The organism is Leptospira paudalimensis, assembly GCF_026151345.1.
GTDB lineage: Bacteria > Spirochaetota > Leptospiria > Leptospirales > Leptospiraceae > Leptospira_A > Leptospira_A paudalimensis.
This window is the reverse complement of sequence record NZ_JAMQPR010000001.1, coordinates 1988405-2003312: the sequence shown is the minus strand read 5'-3', so window position 1 is coordinate 2003312 and position 14908 is coordinate 1988405. Positions and strand designations below refer to the sequence as shown.

Annotated in this window: 17 protein-coding genes; 6 read left to right on the top strand and 11 right to left on the bottom strand. The window is 38.8% G+C overall.

Features of this window, described 5'->3' with window-relative positions:
* Nucleotides 1-17: 17 nt before the first annotated feature.
* From ND855_RS09350 to purN, 3 genes are read right to left on the bottom strand one after another with little or no spacing between them, the layout of a single operon-like run.
* Nucleotides 18-731, bottom strand: a complete 714-nt coding sequence (locus tag ND855_RS09350; protein WP_265358120.1) for a hypothetical protein — start codon at nt 729-731, stop codon at nt 18-20.
* Nucleotides 731-2272, bottom strand: coding sequence for a bifunctional phosphoribosylaminoimidazolecarboxamide formyltransferase/IMP cyclohydrolase (gene purH / locus ND855_RS09345; RefSeq protein ID WP_265358119.1), 1542 nt, complete (start codon nt 2270-2272; stop codon nt 731-733). The genes ND855_RS09350 and purH overlap by 1 nt, the downstream gene beginning before the upstream one ends.
* Entirely contained in the window at nt 2269-2883 is a 615-nt protein-coding gene (gene purN / locus ND855_RS09340; protein WP_265358118.1) for a phosphoribosylglycinamide formyltransferase, read from the bottom strand. The genes purH and purN overlap by 4 nt, the downstream gene beginning before the upstream one ends.
* Before the next feature lie 77 nt (nt 2884-2960).
* Between purN and fliS the strand changes: the two genes are divergently transcribed.
* Genes fliS through ND855_RS09325 form a run of 3 tightly spaced genes read left to right on the top strand, consistent with a single transcriptional unit; the run spans nt 2961 to nt 4368 of the window.
* The gene (fliS, locus tag ND855_RS09335; protein WP_108958335.1) at nt 2961-3407 is read left to right on the top strand and encodes a flagellar export chaperone FliS; all 447 of its coding nucleotides are present in this window, start codon (nt 2961-2963) and stop codon (nt 3405-3407) included.
* A 20-nt stretch (nt 3408-3427) separates the two neighbouring features.
* Nucleotides 3428-3835 (top strand): flagellar protein FlgN, encoded by a 408-nt coding sequence (locus tag ND855_RS09330; RefSeq protein ID WP_265358117.1) that lies wholly within the window; start codon nt 3428-3430, stop codon nt 3833-3835.
* On the top strand, nt 3814-4368 hold the full coding sequence (locus tag ND855_RS09325) for a J domain-containing protein (protein WP_265358116.1): 555 nt from the start codon (nt 3814-3816) through the stop codon (nt 4366-4368). The genes ND855_RS09330 and ND855_RS09325 overlap by 22 nt, the downstream gene beginning before the upstream one ends.
* 109 nt (nt 4369-4477) lie before the next feature.
* Here the strand turns inward: ND855_RS09325 and ND855_RS09320 are convergent, their stop codons facing one another.
* The 6 genes from ND855_RS09320 to ND855_RS09295 form a co-directional block, all read right to left on the bottom strand.
* Nucleotides 4478-5779 carry a TRAP transporter large permease gene (locus ND855_RS09320; protein WP_265358115.1) on the bottom strand — a complete coding sequence of 434 codons (1302 nt, stop codon included), beginning with the start codon at nt 5777-5779 and terminating at the stop codon, nt 4478-4480.
* Nucleotides 5779-6474, bottom strand: a complete 696-nt coding sequence (locus ND855_RS09315; RefSeq protein ID WP_265358114.1) for a TRAP transporter small permease — start codon at nt 6472-6474, stop codon at nt 5779-5781. Before ND855_RS09315 ends, ND855_RS09320 begins: the two co-directional genes overlap by 1 nt.
* Nucleotides 6475-6495: 21 nt before the next feature.
* On the bottom strand, nt 6496-7503 hold the full coding sequence (gene dctP / locus ND855_RS09310) for a TRAP transporter substrate-binding protein DctP (RefSeq protein ID WP_265358113.1): 1008 nt from the start codon (nt 7501-7503) through the stop codon (nt 6496-6498).
* 20 nt (nt 7504-7523) lie between these two features.
* The gene (locus ND855_RS09305) at nt 7524-8426 is read right to left on the bottom strand and encodes a TRAP transporter TatT component family protein (protein ID WP_265358112.1); all 903 of its coding nucleotides are present in this window, start codon (nt 8424-8426) and stop codon (nt 7524-7526) included.
* Nucleotides 8427-8593: 167 nt separating this feature from the next.
* Nucleotides 8594-9073 (bottom strand): LIC11661 family lipoprotein, encoded by a 480-nt coding sequence (locus tag ND855_RS09300; RefSeq protein WP_265358111.1) that lies wholly within the window; start codon nt 9071-9073, stop codon nt 8594-8596.
* Nucleotides 9070-9690, bottom strand: coding sequence for a DedA family protein (locus ND855_RS09295; protein ID WP_265358110.1), 621 nt, complete (start codon nt 9688-9690; stop codon nt 9070-9072). Before ND855_RS09295 ends, ND855_RS09300 begins: the two co-directional genes overlap by 4 nt.
* Nucleotides 9691-9739: 49 nt before the next feature.
* On the opposite strand from ND855_RS09295, the gene ND855_RS09290 reads away from it, so the two are divergent.
* Both ND855_RS09290 and ND855_RS09285 read left to right on the top strand, forming a co-directional pair.
* Entirely contained in the window at nt 9740-10909 is a 1170-nt protein-coding gene (locus ND855_RS09290) for a deoxyguanosinetriphosphate triphosphohydrolase (RefSeq protein WP_265358109.1), read from the top strand.
* A 51-nt stretch (nt 10910-10960) separates the two neighbouring features.
* Nucleotides 10961-11569 (top strand): glutathione S-transferase family protein, encoded by a 609-nt coding sequence (locus tag ND855_RS09285; RefSeq protein ID WP_265358108.1) that lies wholly within the window; start codon nt 10961-10963, stop codon nt 11567-11569.
* A gap of 20 nt (nt 11570-11589) precedes the next feature.
* Here the strand turns inward: ND855_RS09285 and ND855_RS09280 are convergent, their stop codons facing one another.
* Both ND855_RS09280 and argC read right to left on the bottom strand, forming a co-directional pair.
* Entirely contained in the window at nt 11590-12183 is a 594-nt protein-coding gene (locus tag ND855_RS09280; RefSeq protein ID WP_265358107.1) for a nucleoside phosphorylase-I family protein, read from the bottom strand.
* Nucleotides 12170-13192: an N-acetyl-gamma-glutamyl-phosphate reductase gene (argC, locus tag ND855_RS09275; protein WP_265358106.1), complete on the bottom strand. Its 1023-nt coding sequence runs from the start codon at nt 13190-13192 to the stop codon at nt 12170-12172. Before argC ends, ND855_RS09280 begins: the two co-directional genes overlap by 14 nt.
* Before the next feature lie 39 nt (nt 13193-13231).
* On the opposite strand from argC, the gene ND855_RS09270 reads away from it, so the two are divergent.
* The gene (locus tag ND855_RS09270) at nt 13232-14902 is read left to right on the top strand and encodes a sensor histidine kinase (protein ID WP_265358105.1); all 1671 of its coding nucleotides are present in this window, start codon (nt 13232-13234) and stop codon (nt 14900-14902) included.
* The last annotated feature ends 6 nt before the right edge of the window (nt 14903-14908 follow it).

The window sequence follows — 14908 nt, the reverse complement described above, 5'->3', positions numbered from 1 at the left end:
AAAAGAGAACTTGTTTCTCACTTAAATTCATCCGAGAAGGGATCGTCCCCGAGCCCATAGGAGTCCGTTTCATTGGCAAAGGGATTTTCTTCCAAATCATCAGCGCTTGTTCCATTCTCTCCATAGGAGTCTTCGAAGGAATTTGAGCCTCCCCAATCTGTTTCCCCTTCGTAGGAAGGTGTGGGTTCAAAACTGACCCCAAAAATTGGTTCTTGGTTCCAAAGGAAAACAAGTACAGGTATTTGTAAAAAGAAGAGGAGTAAGTAGAATAAAAAATACAAATCCCTGTCCAGACCGTAATGTACGGCTCCACTCGACAAATTACCAAGGGCAAACCCCGACAAAACGGGTTTGGCTAGACCTAATAAAGACTGTTCCTGGTAGGCTTCTTTTAAGACAGGATAAGAAAAAAATAAGGCCAAAAAGAAAATCGGCATATGGAAGATATGTTCAAATACCCCTGGACCTTTTTCTCCGAGTAACGAACCAAGTAGGGACCAAAGCCATACAAAGAGGGCACTTCCCAAAAAAGCCAAACTCCCGTACAGAATGTTCCCACTTGATTCTAACAAATCGAGGAAGATGCGTATGACATCCCCTCGAATGTCTGTTAGTTCCTCTCTTCGGTAATTGGACTTCGCTGAAAAAAATAAAATTTTTACGTAATAGGATATTACGGAAGTCAGCAGTCCAAAACAGATAAGAAAGAGAAGGAAAAGAAAAAATTCCATTAGTGACGGAAATGCCTCATTCCTGTGAAGACCATGATGAGTCCATGTTCGTCCGCAGCTTGGATTACTTCTTCGTCTCGAATGGAACCACCTGGTTGGATGATTGCTTTTGCACCAACTTTTGCAATGGCATCAATCCCATCACGGAATGGAAAAAATGCATCACTTCCGACATAGGATCCTACAACGGATAGTCCTACTTTCTGCGCTTTCATTGCACCAAGTTCAACAGAATCCACTCGAGACATTTGGCCTGCACCAATTCCAAGTGTTGAATTTTGGTCAGTGTACACAATAGCATTGGATTTGATAAACTTCACGCAATTCCATGCAAACATCAATCCTTCCAAATCGTCTTCCGTTGGTTGTTTTTTCGAAACGATTTTCAATTTGTCTTTGGTGATGAGGTCATAATCTCTGTTTTGGATGAGAAGGCCATGGTGAAGGGATCGTAAATCCAATTCATCAAGTGCTTCATCAAACTTTGCAATTGGGATCAAACGAATGTTCGGTTTTTTTGAGAAAATTTCTAATGCTTCGTTTGAAAAACTTTCTGCAATCACACCTTCTACAAAGTTCTTTGTGATTTCCTCTGCCGCCTCTTTTTCCACTCGTCCATGGATTCCAATGATTCCACCAAATGCTGATATTGGATCCGTTTTCCTTGCGAGTTCAAACGATTCCAAAACAGTTTCTCCAAATGCGATTCCGCATGGATTTAGGTGTTTTACAATGGATACTGCATTTTTCGGAAGTAAACTTGCCACGTGGAAAGCTGCATCAAAATCTAACATATTGTTAAAGGAAAGTTCTTTTCCTTGTAAGGCTTCAAATTGAGATTTAAGGAACAAAGGTTCGTAAAATGCAGCATCTTGGTGTGGGTTTTCACCATAACGAAGTTTTTGTTTTTTATTAAATGCAAATGTGATTTTGTCAGGGTATTTGATACCTAAACGTTTATTGAAGTAGGTTGAGATTGCTGAATCATAGGATGCTGTTTCTGAAAACACTTTTGCCGCATAACCAAAAGCAGTTTCTCTAGAGATTTTTCCCGAGTTAGCCGTAAATTCTGTCTGGAAGGATTCGTAATCTTTTGGATCTGTTAAAACGACAACATTTTTGTGGTTTTTTGCCGCCGAACGTAACATAGATGGTCCACCGATATCAATGTTCTCGATCGCGTCTTCGAGAGTCACATCTGGTTTCATTACAGTTTTTACAAAAGGGTACAAATTGACAATCACGAGAGTAATTGGTACAATTCCATTGGTTTCCATTTGTTTTAAATGGTCAGGATTGGTTGTATCACCAAGTAATCCACCGTGTATTTTAGGGTGGAGGGTTTTCACTCGGCCATGTAAGATTTCTGGAAAACCAGTAAACTCATCTACCTTTTTGACAGGGATGCCAGCCTTTGATAAAGCATCATACGTTCCACCAGTGGACAAAATTTCCACTCCGTTTTTCGCAAGGAAGGAACAGATTTCAGTGATTCCTGTTTTATCAGAAACAGAAACAAGTGCTCTTTTGATTTGTATCATTTTAGGATTTCTACCTTTCGTTCTTTGATTTTTAATTTATCTTCACAAAACAGTTGTATAGCGAGGGGAAGGGCTTTGTGTTCTTCCTTAAGGATTGCCAAGGATAATTCTTTTTCAGTCCATTCAGGGCGAATGGCAATCGCTTTTTGTAAAATGATGGGGCCTGTATCCACTCCTTCCCAAACAAAATGTACAGTGCAACCTGCAATTTTGACTCCATATTCCAAGGCTTGTTTTTGGGAATCGAGCCCAGGGAAGGCTGGTAGTAGGCTTGGGTGGACATTGATGATTTGGTTTGGAAAACGACCGACAAAGTCAGGCTTGAGAATCCTCATATACCCGCAGGCAACAATCAGGTCTGGGGAATAGGATTCCACTTGGTGGAGTAAGTCTCTGTGGTAGTCCAATTTGGACGTGTATGTGTGGTATGGGATCACTTTGGTGGAAATCCCGAATTTTTTAGCGATGGAAAGGGCTTTAGCTTCTGGATTGTCGGAAACTAATGCCTGGATGTCTAATTTCAGCTTCTTTTTACGGATAAATTCGACCGAAGCCGAAAAATTTGACCCTCTGCCTGAAGCCAAAAAAACAACACGTTTTGTTTTTCCCATGTGATAATCTAAGAATATTCAGATGGATCATTAAGCAAGTATCCTTTTTGGTCGATGGGAATACACAGGAGAAAAAAATGTCGCTTGCGAGAAAAACCGGTGCCTCTGCTTACAATGAATACAAAGCCAACGAGATCTCTACCGTTAGCCAAATCAAATTGATTGTCATGTTATTTGATGGGGCCATCCGTTTCCTTGGTGTTGCAAAAGACAATATGACTCCAAGAAAGTATGATGTCGTAAACAACAACATCATCAAAACCCAAGACATCATCACAGAATTACTTTTGTCACTCAATATGGAAGAGGGGAAAGAAGTCGCAAATAACCTTTTGTCCTTGTACATTTATCTCAAAAAAAGACTACTCGAAGCAAATATGCGTAAGGACAAGGCGATCATTGATGAGTGCATTAAAATTTTAGGAGAACTAAAAGTTTCCTGGGAAGAGTTGGAGAAAAAAGAACCACAATCTCCACAACAAAATTTAGGCCAAAGGACAACTGGAATCTCCATCACTGGTTAAATTTTCTTTTATCAAAACTTATGAAACAAATATCTTATAAACACTTACTGCAGAAAAAAATCCAACTACTGAATTCCCTGATCACGAATCTAAAACGAGAAGAAGAATTATTATCCTACAGAGATGCAGATACAGCTGTTAAGATTGAGTTTAAGAATGAGACTCTTGTCCGAAAATTGGAAGAGTTGGACGCAGAAATATTAGAACACCAAGAACTAGATGTTCATACTGAAGAAGAAATTGCCCTTTCCGAAACTGTTTTTTCTAAATTAGATGAGGCAAGAACCCTCCAACAAAAAGTCCAAGAATTGCTTGTATTCGAAATGAATGAAAGTAAAAAAGAATATTGGGAATTCAGTATCAAACGAAGGTTAAAATCTCATTTGGTATTTTCCTCTGGTCTTTCATGGACAAAAAACTACTGTTAAATGATTCGTTACATTTTTTAGGATTAAGTTCTGGGTATACCGAGTCTGAATTAAAAGATTCTTATCACAAACTAGCAAAAAAATACCACCCAGATAGCGGTGAATTTACAAGTGATGTGATGTTTGTGGAGTTAAACAAACATTACGAAAACTTAAAGGAATTCCTACTCATCCACCCAGAGGAAACGATGGTGGATCCGAATGGAAACAGAGAAGGTTCCCATCCTAAAAATACCAATCAAAGTCCAAATGAAACTTTGGAGAACAAACCTTCCAAAGATCCGGTTTTCCAAGAATATAAATTAGCCAAGGAAAAAGAGACAGAAGTTATCCTTCGTTATTATGAAAAACGAAACCTACATCCCATTGAACTTTCGAGTGCATTGAATAAAGAACTCGTACAATTACAGAAAGAATTGGAACCAGTTTTGCAGGTGTATGCCAACATTCTAAAACAACATCCCACTAGTTTATGGGCTAGTGATGCAAAAAATTCCTTGGAGCGACTTCGTGTTTGGTGGTCAAAGGAATAAAAAAGCCGAAGTTTTTAGCTCCGGCTCTTTTGATTTCCATCCTACCATTTCCATTTCCTTTATTTAAGAATCAAAGGAAACAAGAAGGTAAAACTAGTTACAATCGTTCTTATGGGCTAGGTGCAGTCGCTTCTCCACCCAGAAGTCCAAGTGAAATTTCTGGGATCCAACTGATAAGGATGAGTCCAATGAGAAACATTCCCACAATTGGTGCAACTGATTGTATCACTTTTCCTAACGGTTGTTTGAAGATCCCTGATGCCACAAATAAATTCACACCAACTGGAGGAGTCAAATAACCGATTTCCAAATTCACAATCATGATGATACCAAAGTGAACTGGATTGATTCCATAATTGACAGCCATAGGAGCAAGAAGAGGTGCAAGTACTAGAATCGCACTCATGATATCCATGAACATACCTACGATGAGAAGTAGAATGTTCACACCAATGAGAAAGGTGACAGGACTAGAAATGAGTTCTGACATTTTTGCCACTAGGTTTTGCGGAATTTCATTTTCGATCATGAACTTATTCAAACTCACCGCAAGGATTAAGATGAGAAATAAGATCCCGAGCATCTCAGCACTTTCTGCCATGATTTTCGGAATTTTCGGAAAACTTAATTCTTTGTGAATGAACACTTCTACAAGGATTGCATAAAATACGGCAATGGCTGCGGATTCAGTCGCTGTGAAAAATCCAGAATAAATTCCACCCAGGATCACAACTGGCATCATGAGAGCAAGAATGCCTTCTTTCCAAGCAATTCGAATTTCTGCCCAGTCCCATTTCCCACGACCAACATTTCCTGCACGGAACACGGAATAAATCATAAGTAAACTCATGAGTAATATTCCAGGACCAATCCCTGCAATGAAAAGATCTGTCACTGATACTCCTACCATGATTGCATAAACAATCATTGGAATACTCGGTGGAATGATGATACCGAGAGTCCCTCCAGAAGCAAGTAGTCCCATCGAAAACTGAGTTGGGTAACCTGCCTTTGTAAGGGAAGGATACATGAGTCCACCGATGGCAATGAGAGTCACTGGGGATGATCCAGAAATCGCAGCAAAAATCCCACAGGAGAAAACACCTGCGATGGCAAGCCCTGCTGGAATCGGAGCTGTCATTGCCTGAGCAATGCGGATCAGTCGTCTGGCAATACTACCATGGGTCATCAAATTCCCTGCAATGATGAAAAGTGGAATCGCAAGAAGGATCTCTTTATCACCTGCAAAAAATAAATCCCCAATGATACTATTGAGTTCTTGAAAAGACTCAAGAGGTGGATCTGGTAAAAAGTAATAACAGTACACTGTGATCGCACCCATGAGTACGATCAATGGTTGCCTAAGTAAAATTAAGGCAAGTAAGAGTATGAGTATTCCCCAAGAACCCATTAACGTTTCCCTCCTGAATTTGATTCGGAAAGTTCTTTTTCCGCAAGTTCCAAAGCCTCAGTGGCTTCATTGATGTCGGAAGGGATGAGTGAAGGAAAAATTCCATAACACAAATGTCGAAATCCCATAGAAAGGAAAATGTAAGGAAAAATCAATTGGACTTTCCATAAATGGATTTCTGTCACAGGATTGACTTCATCTAAACTAATACTTTCTAAAACATAAATGACTGATAAGTAAGCTAAGAATAAAAAGAATATCGAAATCACCCATTGTTCGATGATTTTTACATAATGCAGAACCGCTTTTGGTAATGCCTTGTCTGCAATTTCTGGGCGTAAGTGTGAGCCTTTGGCACTTGCTAAAGCAGATCCGAACAAACCACCCCATAACATAAAATAAAGGGATAGTTTTTGAGCCCAAATGATCCCACCGAGGCCCATCCACTCTAAGAAGCTGGAAGTTCCACTGTGAATGGATTCTGCAATGTAAACACTCCAATCGCCAATGAGTCCTGCGACACCCGTATTTGGGTATGCTTCTGAGGCTTCTAATGTCCAACCTAACACTTTATCGATGACTTCCCTTTTGGAAACGTCAGCAATCATGAGAAGAGTGAGCAGAAGGAAACAAATTCCCCCTGCCCATTTCTCGCCGAAACTCAAAGTATTTAGAATTCGTTCGACGAATTTCATTTATCTATATCCTACCTTACTCTAACCACCACAAGCTGCTTTGGCTTTTTGGATTTTATCGTAAATTTGTTTCGATTGACCACCAATTTTTCCAACAACTTGTCCTGCAACTGCATTCGCAGCTGATTTGAAACTTGCGAGTTCTGCACTAGAAGGTTCATAAACTTGTACGTCTGCTTTTTTCAAAGTAGCAATCATGTTCTTTTCGATGGAACGAACAGCTTGTCTTGCACCTGGAGCGAGTTTGTTACCTTCACCCATCAATGTCTTTTTTTGTTCGTCATTGAGTGTATCCCAATACTTTTTTGAGTAAAGGATTGCTGCTGGTTGGTAAATATGGCGAGTTAATGTAAAATACTTAATCGCTGTTTGCCATTCAGCTGCAAGAGTGAATAGAGGAGTGTTGTCGAATCCTTCTACCACACCAGTTTGTAACGATGGCAATACTTCTGGGATTGCAATTGGAATTCCACTCACACCTAATTGTTTCCAATACGCAATGTGAACTGGAGATTCTTGGATTCGGATTTTGATCCCTTTTAGGTCTTCTGGTTTTTTCACGAGAGTGGATTTAGTTCCGATGGATCTGTATCCATTTTCTGCCCAAGTGACAAAAATAAGTCCTTTTGCTTCAAAAAGTTTTCTGAAATCTTCTAATAGATGATCATCGAGAACACAATCTGCTTGTGCATAAGAATTAAAGAGGTATGGAATTTCTAATACGTTTAATTCTTTAACTGTGTTTGCAAGTGCTCCTGCTGTTAAACCTGCTCCTTGCAGTTTTCCACGAATGACTTGTTGGAGGATTTCATTTTCTCCACCCATTTGCCCACCAGGATAAATTTTAAATTTAATTTGTCCTTGTGATTCACTTTCGATTTTCTTTTTGATTTTTGCTAATTCGTTTGCCCAAGGTGATCCTTCTGGGGCAACTGTAGCCAATTTAACGGTTGTTTGAGCAAAAAGACCCCCACTGATTGTGAGGGCCATAGTTACACAAACTAAATATTTTAACTGCTTTAAAAACATCTAGTTCTCCTAGTGATCGATTATAATTCGTCGAGTAATTTTTTAGCTTTTCGTTGTTCTACGATTTGATCAGGTTCAATTTCAGGTAAAGAGGATGCTTTTCCTTTGATTACAAATTCTAATTGTTTTTTGAATTTGTCTTCGTTACCTTTTAAACGGCTTTCTGCATAAAGAACTCGAACTGCAAAATAATTTGGGTGTTTTGCAATTGCTTCTTCAAAGTATTTATCAGCTAATTTTTTATCACCAGTCGGTGAGAGAGCATTACTTGCTGCATCATATCTGAGAGTTGCAGAATAAAAGTATTCTTTACCCATAGCCTTTTCAATTTCTTTTACGCGGTTTACCATAGCAGTAAACTTAGATCGGTTGTTGAGAAGGGTAGTAAAACCAACCAATCTTGACCATTTTCCGAGAGATGCATATCTCCAGTAGAGTGCATCAATGTCCTCTGGTCCAAGTACATCTAAAGACTTTTCGATTTCTAAACCTTCTTTTACCACTTTGTCTCTGAATTTTGGATTCAAGGCAAGAGCTGCTTCACACCAAGTCACTGCAGCATCATAAAATGCGATGGATTCTTCTTTTACTTTTGCATCGTCATCTGCATCGCCAGTAAGTTTTAGCCATAAGTGGCCATCACCCATCAAATAATTACCACGGCACAATAAAACTTTTACATCTGCATATTGTGGGTTCTCAGTTGCAAATTTTTCTAAACTAACAAGCGCTTGTCTAAGGTCTTGTTCGTTATGACGGTTCTTCCAGAGTTTTTCGATGTCAGCAGGAAGTTTTGCTGGTGTGGTTGCACGAGTCACATCCGACGCCGTAATTTTCAATTGTCTTGATTTTCCGCATGCAACAACTGACACGAGTACCAGAGTTGCGAGCGCGATTTTTGACCAATGTTTCGTTTGGTTCATTTTTTCATCATCCTCCAAAAATGTTTGGGATTTCTCCCTTTCTATTTGTATCACCAACGGGACAATTTGGGGCAAAAATTTAGAAAAATTCTAAAAAATGCACAAAGAAATCCCATGATTCCGGAAAAAAATACACGCATTTGACTTAAATGCAAGAAAGTTTTATTTTATGGGACAATAAGCGCGTTAGATGGGAGGGAAACTCGGTAGGAACTTGTGCTATTTTGTAGGTTCACAGCGAGTCCAAGAGTTCTCATCGAAATATAGGACCCAGTGGATAATGTGGCAAAAATGCGGCAAGATACCCCTGCGGTATTTGCCTTTGTGGTCGGATCGACCTCAAAGGTATATTCAATTGGTTGCACAATCGATGCTTGGGCTAAAATGCAGTCGGTTCCTAGGTTTGTATCCGTTGGATTCTGAGCTAAACTTTCCGTCGCTGCCTGGTACAAACGATACCCTTGGAAGATGAACTCTGGGTTTTGCGCTCTCACTTTGATGGTAAAGTTGGAATTCCCATTATTTGTGATGGAAATGAGAGTGGGTGGTGCTTGGACTGAAGCAGTTGTGGAATAATTGGTGCAATTCCAAACCCAAACGAAGGTTAGTAATAGAGAAAAAGCAAAATTTGCCTGTTTTAGGTTCATTTGTCTCCTTTTCCCTCTTGGCGTTTCCTCCGCCACCAGTAGAAGAATAGAACGCCAACAAGGATCGCGACGAGGACTAAGATAATCGTTTGGCCCCCACGCACCCAGCTCATGAGTTCATCAAAATTATGAGCAAAATAATAACCAAGATATACCCAAATCGGAACGGAGATAAGTGCGGCAAATCCATCTGTTAAGAGGAATAAGAAAAAACTGATTTGTTTGGAGGTCCCTGCTGTAAAAAATATGGGCATCCTTAGTCCTGGCATAAACCTTCCCACAAATACAACCCAACGACCATATTTCTTAAATTGTTCTCTGACTTTATCAAATCGCTCCGGGTGGAGCACTGTCCGTAAAATAGGAAGGGTTAATGCCCTTTCTCCATAATGACTTCCCAACCAAAAAACAAAACTGTCACCAATGAGAACCCCTGCCATACCCACGAGAAACATAATATGAACATTGGCGTAACCAAGCCCCGAGATGACACCTCCCGCAGTGAGTGAAATGTCTTCTGGAACCGGAAGTCCGAATCCACAAAGGATCAGAATTCCAAAAACGGCAAAATAACCGTATTGCATAAAAATCGTAACTAGGGTTTGTAGAAAGTCCATGAGGGATTTATACTGATTTTATGGTTTCGCCGAAAAAGGAAAGAGATTTATGAAGAAAGGGAGAAATGAACTCCTTCTTGAAGAAGAAAAAATCCTTGCACCCTATGCCGTAAAAAGTCGTCATTCTGGCGCTCGTGCATTTGTGGAACCAGAACATCCGTATCGATTGCCTTTCCAAAGAGATAAGGATCGTATCATCCATTCACATGCATTCAAACGATTGGAATACAAAACACAAGTCTTCGTATACTCGGAAGGAGATCATTTTCGAAATCGATTAACACATACCTTAGAAGTGGCAGGGATTTCGAAAACAATATCGAAGGTCCTCGGGCTCAATGAAGATTTAAGTGAGTCCATCGCACTTGCTCATGACTTGGGACATTCTCCTTTTGGGCATGCAGGCCAAGATGCTCTCGCAGAACTCATGAAAGAAAAGGGTGGTTTTGAACATAATAAACAATCACTCAGGGTCGTGCAAAAGTTGGAGAGGAGGTATCCTGAATTTCCTGGTCTCAATTTATGCGAGGAAACATTGCTTGGCATAATGAAACATGGTGGTGGGTATGAACCAACTAACTTACTAACGGTGAGAAGAGAAAAAGGTCCTTCTTTAGAAGCAATGATTGTCGATTCTTCTGATGAGATTACTTATTCTGCACATGATTTGGAAGATGGATTGGAAAGTGGTTTATTACAATTGGAAGAAGTGAAAACACTTTCCATTTGGAAACGAATCCAAGACAGTTTGCCTAAAACCGAAAAAAAATCCGGGTCTGAAATCCATTCCATATCCAGGTCGATTGGGCGAGTATTATTGAATTTGATGGTTTCTGATTTGATTGAAACCATTCACCAAACATTGATTCAATATGATGTACAAACAAGAGAATCTATTTCCGATTTATACCTAAAAAAAATCAAAATTGTTCAATTTTCTGAAGAGTTACAAAAAGAATTCATCGAACTCAAACATTTTTTATTCCAAAATTTGTATCGGCATTCTGAAGTTTCCAGGATGAGTGAAAGAGGTAAAGAAATCATTTATTTACTCTTTAAACATTTTGAATCACATCCTGATTCCATCCCTGAGTCTTACCGAAACAGAGAAGAGGAAGATGGAAGGATGAGGATTATCTGCGATTATATAGCGGGAATGACAGATCGTTATGCCATCGAAAAATTAAAACGAGAAGGGATCTTTTGGTTTCCTTATTGAAAATATCTTTAATTTGAGTTTACTATCTGAATTGAAACCATTGAGGTAACTATGTACAGTCTCTATTCCCATCCAAATTCCACTTATAGCAAACGAGTTCATATCTATATGAAGTATCGAAATTTGGAATACGAAACCATCCACGTGGCTTTAGACAAATTGGAAAATCGGAAAAAACCATTTCTAAGCATCAATCCTTATGGAAAAGTTCCCGTATTAAAAGATGGTGAGTTTTTACTTTCTGAATCCTCGGCTATCATTCGTTATTTAGAAGAGAAACATCAGTTTTCGAATCCACTTTTCCCGCTTGATTTACAAAAAAGAGCAATCCTTTACCAGATGTTGAACCAATGTGAATCAGAGTATTGTTTTCCAAATAGTGTGGTTTACTTCTCTAAAAAATTTGTCCCAGAAGAAAAATGGGAACCAAAACGAATGAAAGATTCCTCCAAACGAATCGGAAGGCATTTGGAGATCATTGATTCCATCCTATCCAAAGCCCAATATTTGTTTGGGAATGAATTTGGACTTTTGGAAATCCTTTATGCTCCTTTTATAGAACACAACCACATGATGGATACAAATACACCGGATTCCGTCGAAAATTGGATCAAACGAGTGATGGAAGAACGAGCAGTGAAAGATGTGCTTGGCAAATAGCACGTGTTATTTTAGGCACTTTAGGCTTTAAGGAAATAACCTTGTAACTGGTTTGAGAGTTCTCGCCAATGATTAGCCCATTCGATAGAACCTTGTGGTCCTACTGTGTTAGTCACAGCTAAATAGGCGGTGACAGGGATATTGAACTCGTTTGCCACTTTTGTGAGCCCAAATAACTCTAGGTTTTCAAACGAGAGTGTCTTCCAATTTTCTTCGGGTGGAGAATCCATTGTATGGAGTGTGATACAGGTGGGGGCATTACAAATGCCACTGGCAAACATCGGATCTGGTTGGAGAGGAAAGGATTGTGGTGTGTGTGGTAATTGTTTTGTAAAACCTAAACTTGCTCCGAGTTCCCATGAACATACAGAGTTTGGTGAAACAATCGTATTTGGTTTGGTTTCACTCCATGAGTAAACACCACAGGATCCTAAAAACAAAATGTTTTGGATCTGTGGGTTTTGGTTTAAGTAAGCAAACAATTGGACAGCCTGTTCTAAATTTCCAATTCCCATCTCCCTTACATTTGGAAATTGAGGATGGTTCTTTAAAAGATTTACCTCTCCCTCAAAGGCTCCTGTAACCAGAGTGTGTTTGGAGTCAAATGGTAACAAGGCCTAAAGTTTCCGGATAACCAAACATCAAATTCAGGTTTTGTAATGCTTGCCCTGCTGCTCCTTTCACTAAATTGTCAAGTGCAGTTACGAGTACTAACGTATTTCCCTTTGTGGTAAATCCGATGTCTAGGAAGTTTGTGTTTTGTACCTTTCTAATTTCAATTTCTTCAGGTGTTTCGTAATATCGAATGAAGGTTTCCTTTTCTGCTACGGATTGGATTTTATCTTTTACTTCTTTTGGATCGACTGGGTTTTCGAATGTGATATAAATCGTTGCCAATATTCCTCGGTAAACAGGGAGTAGGTGAGGAGTGAAATGGATTTTTTTAGGATCCGATCCAACAAAAGAATATTCTTCCATTTCTGGTTCATGTTGGTGGCTCAAAACTTTATAAGCTCTAAAATTTTCATAAACATGTGTGTAAGCATATTTAATTTCTTCAGTTCTTCCTCCCGCGCCACTTACACCTGATTTCGCATCCACAATGACAGGACCTTGGATTTGTTTTCTAAGATTTCCTAAAATAGCAATGGGAAGTATCGCAGATGTTGCAAAACAACCTGGATTGGATATGAAGTTTGCATTTTTAATTTTTTCACGGAATAATTCTGGAAGACCAAACACAACTTTGTCCATCCATTCAAACTTTGTGTGTTTGAATTTGTATGCTGATTCAAATTGATTTTGGTCGTGGAGACGAAATGTTCCCGATAAATCGATAACCTTCTTTCCTTCTTTTAAAAATTCTGGTGCTTTTTCTAAGGAAACTTCGTTGGGAGTTGCAAGGACAATATGAGCATCCTCTGGAATTGGTGCATCGTGTTTTTGGAACCTTAAGTCTGGTAAGTGGGAAAGGTCTGGAAAAACCTCACGGATGTGTTTCCCATCTACTTGGTTGGAAGTAATATGAACGACTTGGAAATGTGGGTGGTGAGCCAGTAATCCAACGAGTTCTTTGCCTGTGAGCCCACCTGCACCTATAATTGCAATTTTTGTTTGTTTCATAGAATGGAACCTAATCCAAGATTTTAGGACAATCCTCCTATGTCAAACGGCTCTACAAGAGAAATGCTTGATTTTCCAAATCTAACCGTATGTAATGATCAGACCAAAAAACTTATGGTTACCTCTTCCAATTTACTTGAGCAATTTGCAAACCAGATGAAATCAAAAGGCCTATTGATTTTGATTTCAATCCGAATGGTGATCGCTTGGATTGCAGTGATAGCCTCAGTTTTGAATTTTGGCAAACCTCCTTTTTCTATCGCACTCGTTTGTGCCTTTTATTTTTTAATTAGTTCCTACCATGGTAAAAAGTTCATACAAAATGAAAGAGCGAATAAACTTTCGAATCCAACGATTATATTTTTTTTAGTGGTGGATTACTTGGTTTTACTTGCTGGATTTTATTTTGCAATTGTTTTGCACCCACAAGGTTTAAAAGCCTTACCCATCCAAAATTCAATATTTTTTACTTTGTTTTTTTTATTCCAACTCTATATTTCCTTTTTTCTTCACCGAACATTTTCAATGGTGATGGGTATTGTTGTCATTGTTGGGTATTTAGGTGGAATGTTTGTTGCTCATTGGCAAGGTGTGGAGATTGATATTGGGTACCAACTCTCTCCACAAGGACCCAATCGAATTGTCCTTGTTTTGGAAATTCTAAAAGTCATATTACTATTTGCCAAGACAGTTTGTATTGTTAAATTGGTTTCTTTTTTACTCGATATATTAGAAAACAATAACCAAAAATTATCAGAAGAATTAAACCAAAGGGAAACAAGTTTAATACAAAATGATCGTCTTGTGACTCTTGGGTCCCTTGCATCGAACGTTGCTCACGAAATTAAAAACCCACTTGCAGGTATTAAATCGATGGTTTCTTATCTTTTGAGTGAAGAACAAAATTATCTTACAAACAAAGACCCACTATGGTATGAAAAGGAAAAACAAATTCGTTGGAAACACCGAACCAAAAAAGAAAAAAGGGAGGAATTGGATGTAATCCTCGAACTATTTCCTTTTCTCGAACGACAAGACCGTTTTTATTTTGCAGATCGTTGTATCGAACTCGGTATTGATTATAAAAGTTTTGAAGGGATTTCGGGAGAAGACAAAACTTCTTGGGATTTTATTTTTTTATGGTTAAAATACAAAACCATGGAGAATGCAAGTTTACTCATTACGAATGCAATTGATCGTACAGAAAAAGTAATCTCAACCTTCCAACAATTTTCAAAACCATATGCGGACAAAGAAAAATCATTCGTTAAGATCGGAGTCGGAATTCGTGATATACTCATTTTATACAATCAGTATTGGGAAATGAACCGACTCCTGATTACGGAAATCGATGACCAACTTTCGACGTATGTGAATGAAGCATCTATGAAATTAGTTTGGTCCCATTTGATTTTTAATGCCATCCAAGCCACTGAGCCTAAAACAGGGGAAATCACAGTAAAAGTTTCCACTGATAACTCAGAAAGGATAGAAATCAGAATCATCGACAATGGAATTGGAATTCCAATCGACTTACAAAAAAATATCTTCCAACCTTTTTTTACAACAAAGGAGAAGGGGGAAGGAATTGGACTTGGTCTATTCATTTGCAAAACCATCATCACGGAACAAAATGGAACCATATCATTTGTGTCCCATCCAGGGAAAACAGAATTCATTGTGAACTTACCAATCATCAAATCAAATTAAATACAA